The sequence below is a fragment of the Aquabacterium sp. genome, from assembly GCF_016195855.1.
Lineage (GTDB): Bacteria > Pseudomonadota > Gammaproteobacteria > Burkholderiales > Burkholderiaceae_C > Aquabacterium.
In genome coordinates this window covers 122,143-140,837 of the sequence record NZ_JACPYU010000023.1, presented here as the reverse complement: position 1 = coordinate 140,837, position 18,695 = coordinate 122,143, and the positions used below count along the sequence as shown (strand labels likewise).

Sequence of the window (18,695 nt, the reverse complement as noted above, 5' to 3'; positions counted from 1 at the left end):
GGCGCATGCGCCAGCGGCCGCCACTCAGTTCCTTATCGACGCTCAAGGTGGGGTGGGAGAGTTCTCACTGCGTCAGTCCGTTCGTGCGGCTGATAGTTAGAAGGTGTCTCTCCACCCCAGCACCCGAAACATACAAGTTAGAGGGCGCCACCTCGTCGCGAGCATCGCAGGGCAGTCCTGCCTACGGCAGGACCGTCAACATGAAGCCCAGCCGCAGGCCACCTCAGCCGCGCCCCGCGCTCCCACGACAAAACGCCACAATCTACAAGGCAAGATCAATACGTCTTGTAAGGCAGAAACTTGCCCGACATGGTGATGCTCACGCGGTCGCCCTTGGGGTCAGGCTCGCGCTGCAGGTCCATCTTGAAGTCGATCGCGCTCATGATGCCGTCGCCGAACTCTTCGTGGATCAGTGCCTTGAAGGTCGTGCCGTACACGCTGATCAACTCATAGAAGCGGTAGATCAAGGGGTCGGTCGGCACCGACGTCGGCAATGAGCCCTTGTAAGGCACCTCCTGCAACCACAGGCGCGCCTCATCCGGCAGGTCGAAGATGTCGCCGATGACCGCAGCCTGCTCGGGCGTCAGCGTCATCTGCCCCAGGCAGGCAGCGGTCACCCACTCCTTGCTCAAGCCCACCTTGGTGGCCACATCGGCCCACTTCAGGCCCTTTTTGACCTTGGCCTGCACGATCAGGTCGGTCACGTCTTCTCGGTTCATGCTCAGCTCCATCGATGTCGACTAGGAGCCTCAAGCACAGCAAGGACCGTACCGGCCCCGTTCGATCACGAATCAATCAGCGCGTGCTTGACGGCCGCCGCCATCGCGTGGTGCAGCTCCCGCGCCTCGGGCAGGAAGCGGCCCATGTTGATGAAATCATGGATCACGCCAGGCCACTCGCGCACCTCGACCGGCACCCCCGCCTCGCGCAGCTTTTGCGCGTACTGGTGGCCTTCGTCGGTCAGGGCGTCGCACTCGGCCAGGCCGATCCAGGCCGGGGCCAGGCCCCGGTGGTCGGGCGCGTACAGGGGCTCGCGGTGCCAGTCGTGGTCGAGCTGCTCGCCCATGGTCTGCCGCTCGAACCAGTTCATCAGCTCGGCGCTGAGCAGCGTGTCGCGCGAGAAAGCTTTGAAAGACTCGGTGGTGACCCGCGTTTGTACCGAGGGGTAGACCAGGGCCTGCAGCGCCAGGGGGATGCCCGCATCACGGGCCATCAAGGCCACGGCGGCCGACAAGGTGCCACCCGCGCTGTCACCACCCACGGCGATGCGATGGCCGTTGAGGCCCATGCTGCGGCCATGCTCGACCAGCCACGTGAAGGCCGCCCAGCAGTCTTGCAGGCCGGCCGGGTACTTGTGCTCGGGCGCCAGGCGGTAATCGATCGCCACCACGGCCGCGCCGCTTTGCACGGCGATCTGGCGGCACATGGATTCACACGTCTCGATGCTGCCGATCACGAAGCCCCCGCCATGCAGGTAGAGCAGCACAGGCTGCTCGGGCTCATGGCTGTTGGCCCACAGGCGCGCGCGGATGGGGCCGGCCGAGCCCGGGATGTGGAAGTCCTCCACCCGCGCCAGCGGTGCATGCGGCAACTCCGAGGCCCGCACACCGGCCTTGTAGGCATCGCGTGCGCGCTCGACGGGCAGCGTGTGGATGGGCGGGAAGCCCACGCGCTTGACGTTGTCCAGCAGCATCTTGGTCAAGGCCGAAAAGCGTGCGGCATGAGGGTTGTCTTGCGGCTTGTCCTGGTCTGCGGCCATCTGGGCTGGTCTTTCGTACGACGTGGTGGTATCAAGGTGCGATTCAGGGCGCCAATCAGGGTGCCGAGATGCGGATTTCCAATTGCTCGGACTGGTTGTCATCCAGATCACGGGTTGAGAGGCTACCCGATTGCTGGCGCTGCACGCGCGCCCCACTGCGCGCCACCACGGCCCATTGCCCCAAAGGCACGGACAGGGTGCTGGCCACCTCGATGCGGCGGGTCTGCCCGTCCGGGTCGACCTGGCCGCCGTAGACACCCCCCATCTGGGACCCCAGTTGCGCGGGTTGACGGGCCTGCGCCTCCAGCTCGACGATGACCGGCGCGTGGCCGCCCGCCCAGCGAGGGCGCACATTGAGGCCCTGGCCCAGGTCGATCCACACGGTCTGCGGCACCACGTTGACCGGGTAGCCGCCTGGCTGGCCCGGGTTGCCGCCGGTGGCGTTGCCCGCTGACCCACCAGTCACCCCGCCAGTCGCCCCACCCGATGGGCTCGTTTGCGGCCCGATCCCACCCAGGCCACCACCACCCTGGCCCGTCCAGGCCCATTGCCACACGGTATAGGGCTGGCTCTTGCCCACAAACAGGCGGGCCTTGCCGCCGTTGAGCACCTGCACCTGCTGCACGGTGTCGGTCTGGCTTTCGGTCTGGATCGTCTCCATGCCGATGCTGGTGCGCCCGACCACACCGCCGCGGCTGTCCACGATGATCTGCCCGGTGCGGATCCCCTGGTTGCGCTGCTGGGTCTGCCCCTGGCCGCCCATGCGCCACTCCACCAGCAGGTTGCGCTGGGGCAGGCCGCCTTGGCCCTCCGCCCAGGCAGGCAAGCTGGCCAGAGCGGCCCACGCCATCAGGCCGGACAGCAGCCCCTTTCTGGCGCCCAGGGCTTTCATTGATTGCCGCATCGTGACATCCTTCACGCTGGTTAAACCATTTCCAAGCTTGCAACAAAGGGCAAGCCGTGCTTTATTTCCATCGCTCGAAATATGTTTTCATCGGCGATGCTCAAGTCGTCCCCGAAAGGGACGATATGCGATCAATCTGCCACAAACCCAGTGCACGTTCGCGAAGGATTTCGGCAGAACCTACTGGTTTTAATCGAGATGGAGGCTGGCAAACATGCAGCTCGAAGCACTGTTCAAGCAACCCCAGGCCCTTCCGGCCATCCCCAAGATCGTCCACGAGCTGATTGACAGCTTCAACAGTGACGACGTGTCGATCGATGAGATCGCCAAGAAGCTGGCGGCCGATCCGGTGCTGTCTGCGCGCTTGCTGCGCCTGGCCAACTCGGCTTACTACCATGTGTCCCGCAGCGTGGGCACCGTCAACGACGCCCTGTCCATGCTGGGTTTCGTCACGGTGCGCACCCTGGTGATCAGCTCCGGCCTGACCGGTGGCTACAAATCCATGCCCGGCATGGACCTGTCGCAGTTCTGGCGCTACAGCCTGCACACCGCGGCCGTGTCCGGCTGGCTGGCCAAGCGTGCTTCGGTCAATGTGGACCAGGCTTTCACCGTGGGCCTGATGCACGCCATCGGCCAGCTGGTGATGCACGCCGGCATGCCCGAGCAGATGCTGCACCTGGACAAGCTGGCCTCGCCCATGGACCCACGTCGCATCGACATGGAGACCACGTCCTTTGGCTACAGCTTTGCCAATGTCGGCGCCGAGCTGGCCCGCCAGTGGCGCTTCCCCGTGACCTTCGTGGACGCCATCAGCAAGTTCCCCGCCCCGCTGGCCGCCGCCCCCTTTGACCCCGTGGCAGGCGTGATCCACCTGGCTGTCTGGCGCGCCCGTGCCGAGCACAACCAGCTGGCCCCCGAAGAGCTGGCGTCGACCATCCCCGCCGATGTCTGCGCGAAGCTGGGCCTCAAGCCGGACGCCTTGCTCAAGGAAATGCCGCCGATGGCCGAACTGGCCGAAGGCCTGGAAGCGATGATCAGCTAAATCGCCAGCGGATCCACATCCACCGCCCAGCGGATCAAACCGCTGCGGCGGTTTTTTTGCGCCAGCTCCAGCCACACGGCCTGGGACTGGGTCAGGAAGCGCTGCAAGGCCGGCCGCAAGGGCGACTCGATCATCAACTGGGCGCGCTCGACATTGGCCACGCGCTGCACCGGCGTGGGCACGGGCGGGTACAGGGTGATGCCACCGAGCGCCTCGGCCAGGTGGGCCACGGCCTCGATGGCCGCGTTCAGGAAGGCCACGGCGGCCTCCTGCGTCTTGGCCTCGGCACGCAACATGGCCAGGCTGGCGTAGGGTGGCAGGCCCGCCATCTCGCGCTCCTTGAGTTGCTGCGCGGCGAAATCCGCGTAGTCATAGCGGCTCAGCGCCTGGTACAGCGGGTGCGTGGGGTGGTAGGTCTGCACCCACATCTCGCTGTGGCCGGCCACATCGGCATCGCGCCCGGCCCGGCCTGCGGCCTGCAGCAAGAGCGCGAACTGGCGCTCGGCCGCACGAAAGTCACTGGCAAACAAGGCCGAATCCGGGTTCACCGCCGCCACCAGGGTGATGCGCCGGAAGTCATGGCCCTTGGCCACCATCTGCGTGCCCACCAGCACGTCCACCTCGCCGGCGTGCACATCGGCCAGGCGCTCTTCCAGCGCCCCCTTGTGCTTGGTGACGTCGGCGTCAATGCGCCCGATGCGCGCGCCCGGCAAGGCCTCGGCCAGTTGTTCTTCCAGGCGCTCGGTGCCCCGGCCCACGGGGTGGATGTCGGTGTTGCCGCAATCCGGGCAGGCACGTGGCACGCGTTCGGTGAAGCCGCAGTGGTGGCAGCGCAAGGTGCGGTCCACCTTGTGGAACACACGCCAGGCGCTGCAATGCGGGCAACCGCTCTTCCAGCCGCAGTCACTGCAATGCAGCACGGGCGCATAACCGCGCCGGTTGAGCAGCACCAGGCTTTGTTCGCCCTGCTCGATGCGCTGGGTGATGGCGGCCAGCAACTCGCGCGCCACTGGTGGTGGCTCCTGCCCGCGCATGGGCTTGGGTGCGCGTGACAGGTCCAGCACGCGCACACGGGGCATGTCGCCATCGCCCACGCGTGCGGGCATGGCCAGGCGCACATAACGGCCTGCGCCGCCTTCTGCCTCAGGCAGGGCGTTGTACCAACTCTCCAGGCTGGGCGTGGCCGAACCCAGGATCACAGGCACCTTCTCCAGCCGCGCCCGGTACACCGCCAGATCGCGCGCGGAATAGCGGGCCCCATCTTGCTGCTTGTAGCTGGGGTCATGCTCTTCGTCGACCACGATCAGGCCCAGGCGGGGCAGGGGCGTGAACACCGACAGGCGCGTGCCCAGGATCAGGTCGGCGTGCCCGTAATGCGCCATCAGCCAGTTGCGCAGGCGCTGGGCCGGCGTCAAGCCGCTGTGCAACGACACGATGCGCCGCCCGGCAAAACGCTCGGCCACGCGCGCCTCCAGTTGGGGCGTGAGGTTGATCTCGGGCACCATCATCAGCACCTGGCGGCCTTCGTCCAGGGCACGCTGGGCCTGCCGCAGGTAGACCTCGGTCTTGCCACTGCCCGTGCTGCCCCACAACAGGAAGGGCTTGTCGCCAGCTTGGCCCCCCGCGCTGGCCAATTGGTCCAGGGCCTGGGCCTGTTGCTCGGTCAGGACCGGCAAGGCCCCCTCGTCCGGCACGCTGGGCGCGTCGGTCACGGCCTTGTTCAGGCGCTTGAGCCGGCGCCCCCACTGCAAGGCATCCAGCTGACGCAGCTCGGGCGGCAGCACCATCAATGCTATTTCGCCAAGGCTACGCTGATAGTAAGCGCTTGCAAACTTGACAAGCTGCCTCCAGGCATCGGGCAAGGGTGGCAGGCCGTCGAACACCTCGATCACGGCCTTGAGATCCTGCTCGACCACCTCGCCGGCCGCACTGTCCGCCCCGGCTTGCCAGACCACGCCCGTCACCACCCGGCGACCCAAGGGCACGCGCACCAAGGTGCCCGGGGCCAGCGGCTGCTCGCACAGGTAGTCCAGCGCGCCCCACAGGCCACTGTGCTGAGGCGCCTCCACCACCACGGCGATGCGGGATGGCGAGGGGCGATTCTCTGACATGCGTTCTTGTCTCCGAAATTCTTACAAGGATATGAAGTGGTGCAGGCAAGTAGTTGATTCGATTGGGCCTTCCCCTTATCCACGGGGACTGTGGATAACTTTGTGGGAAAGCTTTGCAAATGCGCGCTAAATGCTTGTCAGGCGGTCGTTTGGATCAAATTGCCTCATCTTGAGGCAATTGCTTGCTTTCTATATAAATCAATGACTTAGCGTTGATTGTCGGGCATCTGACCGTTCCAATCGCTTTGCCCCATCTGTGTGCACATGGGTTGGCATTGATGGGGATAAGTGTGGTATCGCTCGTCAATTTCGAGGGTAATCCCTAGTTGCTCAAAGCCTTACACACTTTGTCAGACACTGTGACATTGTTCACGGATTGAACCCGGATGCCCGGCCGATTCTTTCACGCGTTTTGGGCCGAACGCGCCAGCCTGGCGGCTTGGGGCCCCTCCGTGACCTTCACTTGCCGGAAACACTCAAAGTCAGCCCAGAGCACTGGCCGCTAAGTGCTTGATTTACTTACATCTGGACTTGTTCACCTTTTCTGTGGATAACTTTGTGGGAAACCTATGCACACCCGCGCTAACTGCTTGTCCTGCTGGGGTTTATCCTGATCTGCACCAAGAACAAGCAAAGTCGAAATTTCATTCAAAATCAAGCACTTAAGACGTATGCCCGTGATTTGCGCAAGGGCCTCCGTCAAAGCGGACAAGCGCCGTCTCGTTCGCCCTTTTTTGGGGATAAGTAGGGTGGGCTAACACAAAAATTGGGCCCCTCCAGCGGCGCAATCGCGCGGAATTTGTGTTACCGCAAGCCAGGTTCGGGGCAAGGTCAACACCACACACCTGTTCCCGGGACAGGAAAATCCCGCCCTGGCCGCAAACACCCGTTTGAAGCTTGTTATGCTTGAGGATGCGCCCAAAGCAGGTCGCCTGCAGACATGCGGGGTGCGCTTATCTGTGTCAACCCATCATCCTTAGAGAGACAACCATGAGCTTCTCGATCGAATCCAAACTCGGCGACCTGCTGGACAACGAAACCACCAAGGCCATCCTGGAAAAGCACCTGCCCGGCATCTCGACCCACCCGCAAATCGGCATGGGCAAGGGTTTCGCCCTGTCGATGGTCGCCAAGTTCTCCGGTGGCCTGATCACCGAAGACCTGCTGCAGAAGGTCGCTGCCGACCTGGCCGCCCTGGGCTGATCGGTTTTCGATCCCCAAATCAAAAAGCCTCCTGCGGGAGGCTTTTTTCATGGGCGCTCGGTTGTGGGCCACGTCAAACCGACGGCTGAGCCCGTGCTTGCCCCAGTACCAGACTGATCGTGGCGGCACTAGATTCAGAGGCCCTGGGCCATGCTGGCCCATCACATACAAAAATCAGGTGAAGCACATGACATTGCGATTCAAACAAGGCATGGCGGCGTCCATGTTGGTAGCGGCAGGCATGGCTCAAGCCGCCAGCGTGACGATCCCCACGGGCACCGCTTACAACGGCCTCGTCCTTGAGCCCAAGGCGGCCCACTTTAGCTTCAGCGCCGACGTGCTGGGCACATTGGACACCGCCAAGACAAGTGTTGCCAGCTACGGTGCCGCCAACACCACGGTCTTGAAAGACACCGACGGCTTCTACATAGAGGCGGCCGAAAGCGCCCCGATCACCTCACTGACCATTGATACCGGCACCGGTTCGGTACAGTCGTTCACCACAACGGGTGGCTTTTCCCTGAGCACGCCCACGCTCAAAAACGTGTCTTCCGGTGGCTCGCTGACCGTGACGGATCTGAACATCGACCTGGCCAACAAGAAGGTCTACGCCACCCTCATCGGCGGCAACGGCGTGGGCACCTTCAACCATCTCTATCTGTGGGACATTGCCTCCATCACCGGTGTCACCAACGTCCAGAGCACCGGCACGTACACCACCACCCTGGCAGGGCTGTCCATCACCACGGAAGGCTTCAACAAGTTCGCGACCTCGCTCGGCCTGCTGAACCTGGGTAAATCCGCGCTGGTCGGCGTCACCGATTACGGCACGATCACCGTTGTCGCGGTGCCCGAGCCCAGCACCAGTGTGCTGATGGGGCTCGGGCTGGCCGGCTTGCTGATCAGCAAGCGGCGCAGGCAAGGCCGGTCACTCGGCCGGTAACTCACCAGGTCTCGGTCGGCTGGCTGCAGTCGGGCGCCACGGGGTTCACATCACAGCGGATACGCTTGATGATCTTCAGGCCCTTCTTGTCGTAGAAGCCCTTCTCGGCCATGTCGATGCGGCCGTCGCGCATCAGGTTGACGTAGCGCTCGGCGTCCACCTCGGTCGGGTCCAGCCAGAACTTGGCGGGGATGGTGGCGTCCGCACGCTTGATCAGCTCGACCACGTTGTCGAAGCGACTGGCCCAGGCTTCGCGCGACTTCTGGCCGAAGCCTTCAGGGAACTTGTCGCGCTTGAAGATCATCTGGTAAGTCAGGATGGTCATGGGGAAGCGGTGCACCGCGCCCTTGGTGCCCATGCCCTTGTACAGCTCCAGCGGCTTGAAGGCGATGGACGGGGCCATCACCACGTCCACATTGCCGTTGTTGAACATGGTGCCGAAGTTGGTCACGTCAGCGGCCACGGGACGCGCGCCCACGCGCTGGATCAGCTGCGACTGGGCCTTGTCGTAATCGAAGGCGGCCACGCGCTTGCCGCTGGCGGCTTCCAGGTTGCTGATCTGGCGGTCGTTGACGAAGGCATAGGCGGCGCCCAGGGGCACGATGCCACCCACTTCATAAGCACCCTGCACCATCAGGCCGGCGGCCTTGGGGCTGGAGAAGGTCTGGATGGTCTTGCGCACCACTTCCAGGCTGGCGTTCATGTCCAGCTTGCCACTGCGCACCACGGTGGATGCGCCCACGGAATCGATGGCTGCGGTCAGTGCGTTGAACGCGCGTGTGCGCAAGGCTGTGGCCATGACGGCGTCGCACTGGCCGGTGCGGAAGTCTTCCACGGCCACGCGCTCGTCCACATAAGCCTTGAGCTCCATGTCGGTGCCATGCTTTTGCATCTCAAGGGCGTAGTCCTTGGCCGAGTTGTAGCCGTCGCCACCTGTGCCCAGGATGTCGAAGATGCAGACATGCTGCTTGGCCGCCATCACGGGGCTGGCCGCCACCAGAGCCGCCGCAGCGGCCCATTGCCATTTCTTGTTCACTGAGTCTCTCCAGGGAAGGCGCACCGGGCGCCGGTTTGAATCGGGGCGGATTTTGCGTCAGTTCGCGATAACCCTCGCAAGCAGATGTGTCCTCGTCGCGAAATCCACCCCCCGTTCATGTGTCGATCTGAAGTTGATCCGAGTCAACCCTGATGGCCTGCTCGGAGGTCACCGCTAACCTGACGTCACGGTGCATCCTCATCACTGACCAGCTAGTCGCTGATACGGGCCGCACTCACCAACCCATCTGGAAGAGAGCAAGAGGACACAATATGAAAATGACATTCAAGCAAATCGCCGCCGCCACCATGTTCGTCGCAGCCGGCCTGGCCCAAGCTGCTCCCGTCACCATCAACGTGGGCGGCAGCTGGAACGGCCTGACCGCCACCGGCTCGGCCACCCTGAGCTTCAGCGCTGACCTGCTGGGCGCCCTGGACACCGGCAAGATCGCCCTGGCCAACTACGGTGCGGCCACCTCCACGATCACCAAGGACACCGACGGCTTCTACGTCAGCGCCTCTGCCGCTGCCCCTGGCACGGCCATCACCTTTGACGACGCCACGCTGAACGTGCTGGGTGTCGCCACGGCCGGCGGCATGACCTTGACTGCCCCCGTGGTCAAGAGCGTGTCCAGCGGCGGTTCGCTGACCGTGACCGACCTGAGCGCCAACCTGAGCAACAACACCATTTACGCCACCATCATCGGCGGCAATGGCGTGGGCACGATCACCAACTTCGCGCTGTGGAACTTCGCCACCCTGACCGGTGGCACCAAGATCGAAGGCCCTGGCACCTACAACAACTCCATCACGGGCCTGTCCCTGACCACGGATGGCTTTGCCAAGTTCTCGCAAGCCCTGGGCCTGCTGAGCCTGGGCAAGTCGGCCATGCAAGGCATCACCGACTACGGCACGATCAGCTCGACCATCGTCGCCACGGCCGTGCCTGAGCCTTCGACCTACGCCCTGATGGGCCTGGGCCTGATCGGCATGGCCGCTGCCAAGCGCCGCCGCGCAGCCTGATTGCGCTCAAGCGCCTCGCCAGGCTTCGGCCTGGTTGAGCACGACCCCGGATGCACACCCGCATTCCGGGGTTTTTTGTTTCTGGCTGTTGCGCCCTGGTGCGTCACACAGACAAACCCTGTTGGCAAATCAAACCATCTTTCTATGCTCAAGCTTGTGACCGGCCAACGCAGCCTGATCACCCATCCATTCACAAACAGAGAGGCATCGCCATGCACCCCGCCATTCGACTTCAACACATTGCCGGCGCCTGTGCCGTGCTGTTGGGCCTGAGCACCGCTCACGCCAGCGTGGTCACGACATCCCCGCTTGATGCCGGCCTGAGCGGCACCGCGACACTGAGCTTCAACCCCGATCTGCTGGGCGCCCTCGATACCGGCAGGGTATCGGTCGCACCGAACCAGCCCATCATTCAACCGCAGGTCATCAGGGACACCGACGGCTTTTACAGCAGCGTCAGCGTGACGGCACCGATCACCTCGGTCACCTATGACCCCAGCAGCCGCGAAATCTTTGGCGTGGGGACCAGCGGCGGGCTGGTCATGACGGCCCCCGCACTCAAGAGCGTGTCCTCTGGTGGCTCGTTGACGGTGACGGACCTGCGGGCCGATCTGAGCGCGCAAACCATCTACGCCACCGTGATCGGCGCCAATGGCGTGGGCACCCTCAACAACATGGCACTGTGGAACTTCAATGGCCTGAGCAGCGGCACCTCGCCCCTCAGCGCCACGATCACCGGGCTGTCCATCACGGTGCAGGGCTTTGACGCCTTCACCAAGTCGCTGGGCCTGCTGTCGCTGGGCAAGGCCGCCCTGGCAGGGGTGACGGACTTCGGCACGATCACCTCGACCATCTACCCCCTGTTAAGCGCGCCCCCCGGCCCGGACTGGCATATCACGAGCGTGCCTGAGCCAACGACTTATGCCCTGATGGGCCTGGGTCTGGCGGGCCTGGCGGTGGCCAGGCGGCGTCGCCTGGCCTGAATCAGGCCGGGCATCCAGAGGCAGGCTGGTACTGGCCTGTCTCTGCCATCCAAACAGAGCGAGACTGACATGCGACACACACTTCGCCTTCATCACGTGGCGGCCGCTTCCGCCATGCTGCTGGGCTTGGCAACAGCCCACGCGGACGTGATCACCCAACCGACCTACCAGGCCTACCTGTCCGGGGCCGCCTCGCTGAGCTTCAGCGCGGACCTGCTGGGCGCGCTGGATACCGGCAAGGTGTCCGTGGCGGCTTACGGCGCCGCCCAATCTGCGGTCACCAAGGACAGTGACGGTTTCTACACGAGTGTCAGTGCATCGGCCCCGATGACCACGGTCACGTACGACCCCGCCAACTTCGAGATCTTCGGCATGGGCACCAGCGGTGGGCTCACCATGACGGCTCCCGTCCTCAAAAGCGTGTCATCCGGTGGCGCATTGACGGTGACGGACCTGCGGGCCGATCTGAGCGCGCAAACCATCTATGCCACCGTGATCGGCGGCAATGGCGTGGGCACCCTCAGCGACATGGCCTTGTGGCATTTCAGTGGGCTCAGCAGCCAGCGATACCTCCGACACCAGACCCTCGACACCTCCATCAGCGGGCTATCCATTGCCATCACCGGGCTGTCCATCACGCAGCAGGGTTTCAACACTTTCACCCAATCGCTGGGCCTGTTGACCTTGGGCAAGGCTGCCCTGTCCGGAGTCACGGATTTCGGCACGATCACCTCGACCATTGAGATGATGGATGCGCCAAACTTTCCATGGTCTGTGACCAGCGTACCTGAACCATCGACCCATGCCTTGATGGGCCTGGGCCTCGCAGGTCTGGTGGTGGCAGCCAAGCGCCGTCAAACACGCTGATCAGGCGGCCATGGACGCCGCACCGCCGTCGTCCAACTGAGCCACCTCGGGCCGCACCACGCGGCCCGTTTCCTTTTGGGGGCTGATGTAGCGGGCCAGCACGGCATGCAGCTCTTCGCGCTTGAAGGGCTTGCCCAGGTAGCCGTTCATGCCGGCCTCCGTGCAGCGATGGCGCTCGGCCGGGAACACATTGGCAGTCAGGGCCACGATGGGCACGGGCTCCAGCCCCAGGCGCAACTCCTGCACGCGGATCTGACGGGCCGCCTCAAAACCATCCATGACCGGCATCTGGCAGTCCATCAGCACCACGTCGGGCCGATGGCTGGCCAGCCATTCAAGGGCCTTGCGCCCATCGTCCAGGATGTGCACCTCCAACCCAATCTTGCGCAGGGCGGCCTCGGCCACCAGGGCGTTGATGGGGTTGTCCTCCACCAGCAGCACCTGGCCCACGGCATCGGTGTGTTCAACTGGCTCGGCCTGTGCTGGCGCAGCCGGCCGTTCGTGGCTGGCATGCAAGGGCAGGATGCACTCGAAGGTGGAGCCCTGGCCGCGCTGGCTGATGCAGCGCAGGTCGCCGCCCATGGCGCGGCACAGCTGGCGCGAAATCGTCAACCCCAGGCCGGTGCCCCCGTGGCGTTTGCCCAGGCCGTTGTCGACCTGGTGGAAGGCGTCGAAGATGTGCTGCTGCTCGGCCTCCGACATGCCCACGCCGGTGTCCTGCACCACGAAGGACACCTGCTGCCCGCCCTCCAGCACCCGCACGATCAGGGTGATGCCGCCTTGGTCCGTGAACTTGATGGCATTGCCCAGCAGGTTGTGCAGCACCTGCCTCAGGCGCATGGCGTCACCCAGCACGGCATGGTTGTCGGGCAGCTCCGAGCGCACGCGCAGTGGCAGGCCCTTGCGGTTGGCCGTCACGGTGGAGACGCCAGCCACCTCGTCGACCAGCAGGCTCAGGTCAAAGCAGCTGCGGTCGATGTGCACGTGGCCGGCTTCGATCTTGGAGACGTCCAGCACGTCGTTGATCACGGTGAGCAGGTGATCACCCGAGCGCTCCAGCAGCTCCAGGCGGCGCAGGGCCACAGGGCGGATCTCGTCGTCGCGCAGCAGGCGGCTCAGGCCGAGGATGCCATGCAGCGGGGTGCGCATCTCGTGGCTCATGGAGGCAAGGAAGCGGCTCTTGGCCTCGCTGTGGTGCTGCGCCAGGGCCAGAGCGTGCTCGCGCTCCTGCAGCACGCGTTCGTGGGCAAAGCGCAGGGTCAGCAACTCGACCAGGCGCGCATAAGCCCGGTGGGCCTCCAGCAGCAGCAAGGCGGTGAAGGCGGTCAGGCTGAGCGCACCAAAAAGGCCGTAGGAATCGTGGCGGGTGAGGCTGTAGACCGCGCAGGGCAGCAGCATGGCCAGCACATGGCAGGCCGTGGCCCGCACATCGGCATGCAGGATGAAGGCCGACAGCGAGGCCACCCCGAGGATGGCCGTGAGCGTGATGGCGGTGAGGTCCAGCCGGTCCACGGGCACCAGCCACCACCAGGCCGCGCCCCACAGCAGGCCGTCGACCATGACCAGCGTCAGGAAGCTGTGGTACCAGGCCCGGTTGGTCTTGTCCTCCGAGCGCATGTAGTAGCGCGCATGCACGACCCGGATCATCACCACGATCGAGCGCACGCTGAACCACCACCAGATCTTGAGCGGGTCGACCTGGTCGTGCAGCAACCAGCCCAGCGCCATGGCAAAACCGACGGCCATCACCATGACGGTGGGCACGTGCACGCACAGCATGTGGACCCGCTCGGCCCACAACTGGGTCTGCAGATCGGTCTGATCCCTGGTGTTCATGAAAGATGTCGGTTGATGCGCCTGAGTATCGGGCCGCATTCAATCCAGACCCATCTGGGTTTGCGCGCGATGGCCTGTGCGCTGCGCGCGTTTTCGCCCTCTACCCCGGCGAGAACAGGGGGGAACCAGGGGCGACGCGCAAGGGTTAGGCCTTACAGGCGGCCGATGCAGTTGGGCGCGCCGCAGCAGCAGCGCAGGCGCCCGGCGTGGTGGGTCTCGCCGTAGCGCGCGGTCAGCTCTTCGCCGGCCTCGATGTCGTGCAGGGCATAGAAGGCCACACGCCCTTGCTGCACCTTGAGCACCATATTGGGCGAGCAGGAATGGTTGGCAAAACGCAGGGGATCGGTGGAGTGCGTGGCGTCCACCGCGCGCTTGTCCGAAATGGCCACCATGAAGATGCGACCTGTGGTGCGCTCGGCCTCGCGGGCACGGGCGCGGGCGGTGGCCATGTCGATGAACTCGCCCCGGATCTCGCCGATCTTGCGGCGCGCCGCGATGGGCTCACCCGCAAAAGCGCCCTGCCCATCAATGGCGCTGGGGCCCACCTCAACCTTGAACTTTTGCGGATCAGCGGGCTGCTTCTTGGGGGGCGGTGCCGTGTCGGCGCCCGCGGCCACGGGGGCTTCGGGCGTCTCGGGCAGTGCGGCAGGAGCAAGGGGGCGCAGGGTCGGCATGCCCCGATTGTCGCGCAGAGCCTCTCAAGCGCCGATCTGATCGCTGTCGCAACACCATTCGAGCACCTGCCAGGTGGTGCTGGATGCGCCTTGCTGCACCAGGGCACGGTGCGCGTCCACCCTTTGCATCGCCCAATCCCAGACCTGGCCCTCGCGTTCGGGCAAGGTCGAGCGTTCGATGGCCCATTGGCCTGGCGAGAGGTGTCCGAACGAGATCTCGCAAGCCAGCCAGTCCAGCGCCTGGTCCGGGCTGTGGAGCAGCACATCGGTGAGGGTGTAGCCCGGGTTCATGCCGCGCGGCCAACGTGCCATGCGGGGGCGCACCGTCATCATGTAGCTGCCAGCCACCAGGATGCGCGCGCCCGTGTCCTGCCCCTCATCGGTCAACTCGGCCAGGGTCACGAAACGCCCGATGGAATCGGGCAGGCGCTCCCATATCTCGTTGTAGCTGGCATGCACGCCGATTTCGATGATCCGGTCCGGGCGATCGAACACGAGCCAGCCGGCATCAGGCTGCAAGGCGGGGGGCTGGTAATCGGTGCGGCGCAGCCAGTTGCAGATCTGCCCTTCCGGCAGGTTGTCGAACTGGGTGATGCCCGCAAAGCCTTCCTGGGCTGCCAACGCAGCCCGTTGCACGGCGCTGAGTTCGCGCAAGGGGCGCGCCTCGCGGCCCTGCATGGCGCTTTGTGGCACGCGCAAGTCGGCGTGCCACAAGCTGGTCTGCATCCAGCGCACCCAGCTGCTGTGATCTTCAAGCGGTGGCTGGCCGGTGTCGGTGTCCGTTTGCAGCAAGGTGCGACGCCACACGCCCCGGACATCATCCGGGACGGGTCGGTGCGTGCTGCTGGAAGAAGAAACCGCGTTCATGGGTGCTGGAGAGTCGGCTGGCCTGCCGCTGGCCAATGTACACAAACCTCAAGCTGAGTGCGGCGCGCCCTGGCGAACGCTCCCATAAATGATCGCAGCATCGGGCACCCTGCACAGTTGAACAAAGTCACCTGCGGCGCCACGCGCGGCAGAACTAGGGATGGTCAAGCCTCGCGAGCCTGTGGCCAGATGGGCGATTGGCACATCCACCTCAGGAGTTCGCATGCAATTGAACGTCCCGATGAAGCGCCTGGCCTTCGTGCTCGCTTTGTCCGCAGCCAGTCTGGCGCAAGCCGCTTCCTTCAGCAGCACGATCGACGTGTCCCTGCTGGCACCCGGCGGCATCACCTCAGATGGCATCAACATCGACCCCACCCCGCTCGACTTCCAGCAAAGCGTGAGCCCGTCCGGGCAGATCCTGCCTGGTATCGGTGGCGCGATCAGCGGCTTCATGCTGCCGCTGGAATCGATCACGATCAGTGGCACCAGCATCCTGGTGCGGGTGGCCGAGGGCGCCAGCAACGGCACCACGGGCTACCTGGGCGCGGGCGGCCAACATGCACGCTACGTGTTCGACAACCTGGGCGTGAACGGCCAGACGATCACCGGGCTGGCGTTTTCGGCCTTCGACAACTTTGCGCCCAGCGGTTTTGTCGGTGTGGACAACCTGCCCACCCTGAACAACCACAACGCGATCCGCCTGCTCTCGCCACACAGCGTGGTGCTGGAGCTCGACGAGATCCACTTTGTGGACCGGGGTCAGGGCCAGTCCAACAACTTCGCCGATTTCCGCATCGACATTCAGACCGCACCGGTGCCCGAGCCCGCCTCAGGCGCCCTGGCGCTGGTCGGGCTGCTGAGCCTGGGCCTGGCCCGCAAGCTGCGTCGCAACTGAGCTGGGAGGTTTGCCATGTCGACACCTTTCCTGGGCGAAATCCGCCAGACCAGTTTCGCCTTTGCCCCCAAAGGCTGGGCTTTGTGCAATGGCCAGTTGCTGCCGATCTCGCAGAACCAGGCCTTGTTCGCCCTGCTGGGCACGACCTATGGTGGCAATGGCCAGACCACGTTCGCCTTGCCTGATTTGCGCGGGCGCAGCCCGGCTCACGCCAGCGCCAGCCTGCCCCTGGGCAGCCGCGTGGGCGAAGAAGCGCACACCCTGACGGTCAACGAACTCCCACCCCATGCCCATGGCCTGCAAGGCAGCGCCGACCTGGCCAACAACACCTCGCCCGCGGGCAATGTGCCGGCGGCCAAGGGGCGTGGCGGCAAGGACATCTATGCACCGGGCTCGTCTCCCTTGCAGCCCATGAGCCCGCAGGCGATTGCGCCCAGCGGCGGCAGCCAGCCCCACGAGAACATGCAACCGTTCACGACGGTCAACTTCATCATCGCGATGACGGGCATCTTCCCGTCGCGCAATTGAGCACGGAGCCCCCATGGCAACACCCTATGTTGGCGAGATCCGTCTGTTCGCGGGCAACTTTGCCCCGGCGGGCTGGGCCCTGTGTGACGGCAGCGTGCTGTCGATTGCCGAAAACGAGGTGCTGTTCAACCTGATCGGCACCACCTATGGCGGCGATGGCCAGACCACCTTTGCCCTGCCCGACATGCGGGGCCGCGTGCCGCTGCACCAGGGCAGCGGGCCAGGCTTGAGCCCGCGCACGATAGGGCAGCTGGCTGGTGTAGAGCAGGTCACGCTCGCCCCGGGCCAGATGCCCAGCCACAACCACCTGCTCAACGCCACCACGGCGGCCGCCAGCGCGGCCAGTGGCGTGGCCGGCAGCCTCACCGGCACGGCCGTGACCACCAACTTCTACGGCAACACACCGGGTGGCGGCGCCTTGGCACCTCAGGCCATGACGGCCACGGGCGGCAGCCAGCCCCACAACAACATGGCGCCCTTCCTGGGCTTGAACTTCATCATCTCCTTGTTCGGCATCTTCCCGTCGCAAGGCTGAAAGGACATCTGATGAGTGATGCATTCATTGGCGAGATCCGGCTGTTTGCCGGCAACTTCGCCCCGGCCGGCTGGGCCTTGTGCGACGGGCAACTCCTGCCCATCTCGCAGAACACAGCGCTGTTTTCGCTCCTGGGCACCAACTATGGTGGCGATGGCAAGAGCACCTTCGCCCTGCCCAATCTGCAGGGCCGCATGCCCCTGGGTGCGGGGATTGGACCGGGGCTGACGCCGCGCGACCTGGGTGAATCAGGTGGTGAGGCCACGCACACCCTGAACCAGGCCGAGATGCCGCAGCACAACCATGCCGTGCAAAGCGCCGCCGCACCGGACAGCAAACAGCCCGGCCCGCAAGCCATGTGGGCACGCAGCGCCGACAACGCCGCGCTCTACCGCAGCCCCAGCAACCCGGCCACGATGGCCGGTGGCGCGGTGCAGGCCAATGGCGCGGGCTGGGCGCACAACAACCAGCCCCCTGTGCTGGCGCTGAACTTCATCATTGCCATGCAAGGCATCTTCCCGCCACGCTCATGATGTGCACTGACACCAGCCTGATCACGCGCCTGCTCTGGGCCCTGCAGGGCCCGTGGCAGTGCACGCGGGCCACGGCGGCCGATCAAGCGGTGTTGCGTGAAGTGTTTGCCAGCACGCGGCAGATCGAGCTCGACCTGCTCGGGCCGGACACCACCCGACGCGAGGCCTTCATCGGCATGCAGCTGCTGGCACAGCGCCGCTCGGTGGCCTTGCACTACCCCGCCGCCATCGAGCTGGTGATCCGCCATGAAGGCCAGGCTGCCGGCCGCCTTTGGTTGCACGAAGACGAAGCGGGTGTGCGGGTGGTGGACATCACCTTGCTGCCCGCCTTCCGGCGGCGAGGCGGTGCACGCGCCTGCCTGGGCACCTTGCTGCACCTGGCCGACACCATGGGCCGCGCCACCCACCTGCACGTGATGATCGACAACCCCGTGCGCCACTGGTATGCCCGCCTGGGTTTTGACATCCAGGGCACCTCAGGCCTTTATCAGGCCATGACCCGACTACCTACCGTTGTGATGGAGTACCAACATGAACAAGCGTGACTTTCTCGTCCACGGCGGTGGCGTGCTGTTGAGCGGCGCCACCATGGGTGCCGCCTGGGCGGCACGGCCCCCCGCCAACGCCACACCGTTTGAAGGTGCCACGCCGGCTGCCAGCCACCTCGCCCGCTGGCAGGCGCTGCAGGGCCTGCGCTTTGGCTGCCACACCACACTGGGCCGGCCAGTGGCCTTGATCTTGAGCGATGTCATCGAAAGCGCGCATGCGGCATCGCACACTGGTGTCGAGCAGTTCACCTTGTCTTTCGAAGGCCCCAGAGCGTTGCCTTTGCGACCAGGCCTGTACACGCTGCAGCACGCGCAGACAGGCGATGTGGCCGTGTACCTGGAGCCCGTCGGGCAGGGGGAACACATCACCTACGCCGCTCACTTCAGCCTGCTGACCTGAGCAAGCCAC

At 64.9% G+C, this 18,695-nt stretch carries 20 protein-coding genes; 12 read left to right on the top strand and 8 right to left on the bottom strand.

The features are described from left to right. Positions 1-275: 275 nt before the first annotated feature. From cynS to HY019_RS19290, 3 genes are all read right to left on the bottom strand, one after another. Positions 276-719, bottom strand: a complete 444-nt coding sequence (cynS, locus tag HY019_RS19300; RefSeq protein ID WP_290695295.1) for a cyanase — start codon at positions 717-719, stop codon at positions 276-278. Positions 720-784: 65 nt separating this feature from the next. Further along, positions 785-1,759 (bottom strand): alpha/beta hydrolase, encoded by a 975-nt coding sequence (locus tag HY019_RS19295; RefSeq protein WP_290695293.1) that lies wholly within the window; start codon positions 1,757-1,759, stop codon positions 785-787. A 55-nt stretch (positions 1,760-1,814) separates the two neighbouring features. Further along, a complete protein-coding gene (locus tag HY019_RS19290; RefSeq protein WP_290695291.1) occupies positions 1,815-2,663 on the bottom strand; it encodes a hypothetical protein in 849 nt (282 codons plus the stop codon). A gap of 214 nt (positions 2,664-2,877) precedes the next feature. Here HY019_RS19290 and HY019_RS19285 point away from each other — a divergent pair, with 214 nt between their 5' ends. Beyond that, positions 2,878-3,705 carry an HDOD domain-containing protein gene (locus HY019_RS19285; protein WP_290695288.1) on the top strand — a complete coding sequence of 276 codons (828 nt, stop codon included), beginning with the start codon at positions 2,878-2,880 and terminating at the stop codon, positions 3,703-3,705. Here HY019_RS19285 and priA read toward each other — a convergent pair. After that, the gene (gene priA / locus HY019_RS19280) at positions 3,702-5,816 is read right to left on the bottom strand and encodes a primosomal protein N' (protein WP_290695286.1); all 2,115 of its coding nucleotides are present in this window, start codon (positions 5,814-5,816) and stop codon (positions 3,702-3,704) included. The two genes, HY019_RS19285 and priA, sit on opposite strands and share 4 nt — an antisense overlap. 990 nt (positions 5,817-6,806) lie before the next feature. On the opposite strand from priA, the gene HY019_RS19275 reads away from it, so the two are divergent. Then, complete coding sequence (locus HY019_RS19275; protein ID WP_290695284.1) at positions 6,807-7,019, top strand: hypothetical protein; 213 nt, start codon at positions 6,807-6,809, stop codon at positions 7,017-7,019. A gap of 241 nt (positions 7,020-7,260) precedes the next feature. Then, positions 7,261-7,962, top strand: a complete 702-nt coding sequence (locus tag HY019_RS19270) for a PEP-CTERM sorting domain-containing protein (protein WP_290695282.1) — start codon at positions 7,261-7,263, stop codon at positions 7,960-7,962. A 1-nt stretch (position 7,963) separates the two neighbouring features. Here the strand turns inward: HY019_RS19270 and HY019_RS19265 are convergent, their stop codons facing one another. Beyond that, positions 7,964-8,998 carry a putative solute-binding protein gene (locus tag HY019_RS19265; RefSeq protein ID WP_290695280.1) on the bottom strand — a complete coding sequence of 345 codons (1,035 nt, stop codon included), beginning with the start codon at positions 8,996-8,998 and terminating at the stop codon, positions 7,964-7,966. A 278-nt stretch (positions 8,999-9,276) separates the two neighbouring features. On the opposite strand from HY019_RS19265, the gene HY019_RS19260 reads away from it, so the two are divergent. The 3 genes from HY019_RS19260 (at position 9,277) to HY019_RS19250 (ending at position 11,870) form a co-directional block, all read left to right on the top strand. Next, on the top strand, positions 9,277-10,020 hold the full coding sequence (locus HY019_RS19260) for a PEP-CTERM sorting domain-containing protein (protein ID WP_290695278.1): 744 nt from the start codon (positions 9,277-9,279) through the stop codon (positions 10,018-10,020). Between the two features lie 212 nt (positions 10,021-10,232). Continuing rightward, entirely contained in the window at positions 10,233-11,003 is a 771-nt protein-coding gene (locus tag HY019_RS19255; RefSeq protein WP_290695276.1) for a PEP-CTERM sorting domain-containing protein, read from the top strand. 69 nt (positions 11,004-11,072) lie between these two features. Next, positions 11,073-11,870 carry a PEP-CTERM sorting domain-containing protein gene (locus tag HY019_RS19250; RefSeq protein ID WP_290695274.1) on the top strand — a complete coding sequence of 266 codons (798 nt, stop codon included), beginning with the start codon at positions 11,073-11,075 and terminating at the stop codon, positions 11,868-11,870. Here HY019_RS19250 and HY019_RS19245 read toward each other — a convergent pair whose 3' ends face one another. The 3 genes from HY019_RS19245 to HY019_RS19235 all read right to left on the bottom strand — a co-directional run bounded on the left by HY019_RS19245 (position 11,871) and on the right by HY019_RS19235 (position 15,247). Then, positions 11,871-13,706, bottom strand: a complete 1,836-nt coding sequence (locus HY019_RS19245; protein ID WP_290695271.1) for an ATP-binding protein — start codon at positions 13,704-13,706, stop codon at positions 11,871-11,873. Positions 13,707-13,858: 152 nt separating this feature from the next. Further along, entirely contained in the window at positions 13,859-14,380 is a 522-nt protein-coding gene (locus tag HY019_RS19240; RefSeq protein ID WP_290695269.1) for an SET domain-containing protein-lysine N-methyltransferase, read from the bottom strand. A gap of 24 nt (positions 14,381-14,404) precedes the next feature. After that, positions 14,405-15,247, bottom strand: coding sequence for a hypothetical protein (locus tag HY019_RS19235; protein WP_290695267.1), 843 nt, complete (start codon positions 15,245-15,247; stop codon positions 14,405-14,407). Positions 15,248-15,470: 223 nt separating this feature from the next. Here HY019_RS19235 and HY019_RS19230 point away from each other — a divergent pair, with 223 nt between their 5' ends. From HY019_RS19230 to HY019_RS19205, 6 genes are read left to right on the top strand one after another with little or no spacing between them, the layout of a single operon-like run. After that, complete coding sequence (locus tag HY019_RS19230; protein ID WP_290695265.1) at positions 15,471-16,142, top strand: PEP-CTERM sorting domain-containing protein; 672 nt, start codon at positions 15,471-15,473, stop codon at positions 16,140-16,142. Between the two features lie 15 nt (positions 16,143-16,157). Beyond that, on the top strand, positions 16,158-16,670 hold the full coding sequence (locus HY019_RS19225) for a tail fiber protein (protein ID WP_290695263.1): 513 nt from the start codon (positions 16,158-16,160) through the stop codon (positions 16,668-16,670). A 13-nt stretch (positions 16,671-16,683) separates the two neighbouring features. Next, on the top strand, positions 16,684-17,205 hold the full coding sequence (locus HY019_RS19220) for a tail fiber protein (protein ID WP_290695261.1): 522 nt from the start codon (positions 16,684-16,686) through the stop codon (positions 17,203-17,205). A gap of 11 nt (positions 17,206-17,216) precedes the next feature. Continuing rightward, positions 17,217-17,738 (top strand): tail fiber protein, encoded by a 522-nt coding sequence (locus HY019_RS19215; protein ID WP_290695259.1) that lies wholly within the window; start codon positions 17,217-17,219, stop codon positions 17,736-17,738. Next, positions 17,735-18,283, top strand: a complete 549-nt coding sequence (locus tag HY019_RS19210; RefSeq protein ID WP_290695257.1) for a GNAT family N-acetyltransferase — start codon at positions 17,735-17,737, stop codon at positions 18,281-18,283. The genes HY019_RS19215 and HY019_RS19210 overlap by 4 nt, the downstream gene beginning before the upstream one ends. Beyond that, positions 18,270-18,686 carry a hypothetical protein gene (locus HY019_RS19205; protein WP_290695254.1) on the top strand — a complete coding sequence of 139 codons (417 nt, stop codon included), beginning with the start codon at positions 18,270-18,272 and terminating at the stop codon, positions 18,684-18,686. The genes HY019_RS19210 and HY019_RS19205 overlap by 14 nt, the downstream gene beginning before the upstream one ends. The last annotated feature ends 9 nt before the right edge of the window (positions 18,687-18,695 follow it).

Coding starts and splice junctions, on each gene's coding strand:
- cynS (WP_290695295.1), bottom strand. CDS start 719: ATGAACCGAGAAGACGTGACCGACCTGATCGTGCAGGCCAAGGTCAAA.
- HY019_RS19295 (WP_290695293.1), bottom strand. CDS start 1,759: ATGGCCGCAGACCAGGACAAGCCGCAAGACAACCCTCATGCCGCACGC.
- HY019_RS19290 (WP_290695291.1), bottom strand. CDS start 2,663: ATGCGGCAATCAATGAAAGCCCTGGGCGCCAGAAAGGGGCTGCTGTCC.
- HY019_RS19285 (WP_290695288.1), top strand. CDS start 2,878: ATGCAGCTCGAAGCACTGTTCAAGCAACCCCAGGCCCTTCCGGCCATC.
- priA (WP_290695286.1), bottom strand. CDS start 5,816: ATGTCAGAGAATCGCCCCTCGCCATCCCGCATCGCCGTGGTGGTGGAG.
- HY019_RS19275 (WP_290695284.1), top strand. CDS start 6,807: ATGAGCTTCTCGATCGAATCCAAACTCGGCGACCTGCTGGACAACGAA.
- HY019_RS19270 (WP_290695282.1), top strand. CDS start 7,261: ATGGCTCAAGCCGCCAGCGTGACGATCCCCACGGGCACCGCTTACAAC.
- HY019_RS19260 (WP_290695278.1), top strand. CDS start 9,277: ATGACATTCAAGCAAATCGCCGCCGCCACCATGTTCGTCGCAGCCGGC.
- HY019_RS19255 (WP_290695276.1), top strand. CDS start 10,233: ATGCACCCCGCCATTCGACTTCAACACATTGCCGGCGCCTGTGCCGTG.
- HY019_RS19250 (WP_290695274.1), top strand. CDS start 11,073: ATGCGACACACACTTCGCCTTCATCACGTGGCGGCCGCTTCCGCCATG.
- HY019_RS19245 (WP_290695271.1), bottom strand. CDS start 13,706: ATGAACACCAGGGATCAGACCGATCTGCAGACCCAGTTGTGGGCCGAG.
- HY019_RS19240 (WP_290695269.1), bottom strand. CDS start 14,380: ATGCCGACCCTGCGCCCCCTTGCTCCTGCCGCACTGCCCGAGACGCCC.
- HY019_RS19235 (WP_290695267.1), bottom strand. CDS start 15,247: ATGAACGCGGTTTCTTCTTCCAGCAGCACGCACCGACCCGTCCCGGAT.
- HY019_RS19230 (WP_290695265.1), top strand. CDS start 15,471: ATGCAATTGAACGTCCCGATGAAGCGCCTGGCCTTCGTGCTCGCTTTG.
- HY019_RS19225 (WP_290695263.1), top strand. CDS start 16,158: ATGTCGACACCTTTCCTGGGCGAAATCCGCCAGACCAGTTTCGCCTTT.
- HY019_RS19220 (WP_290695261.1), top strand. CDS start 16,684: ATGGCAACACCCTATGTTGGCGAGATCCGTCTGTTCGCGGGCAACTTT.
- HY019_RS19215 (WP_290695259.1), top strand. CDS start 17,217: ATGAGTGATGCATTCATTGGCGAGATCCGGCTGTTTGCCGGCAACTTC.
- HY019_RS19210 (WP_290695257.1), top strand. CDS start 17,735: ATGATGTGCACTGACACCAGCCTGATCACGCGCCTGCTCTGGGCCCTG.
- HY019_RS19205 (WP_290695254.1), top strand. CDS start 18,270: ATGAACAAGCGTGACTTTCTCGTCCACGGCGGTGGCGTGCTGTTGAGC.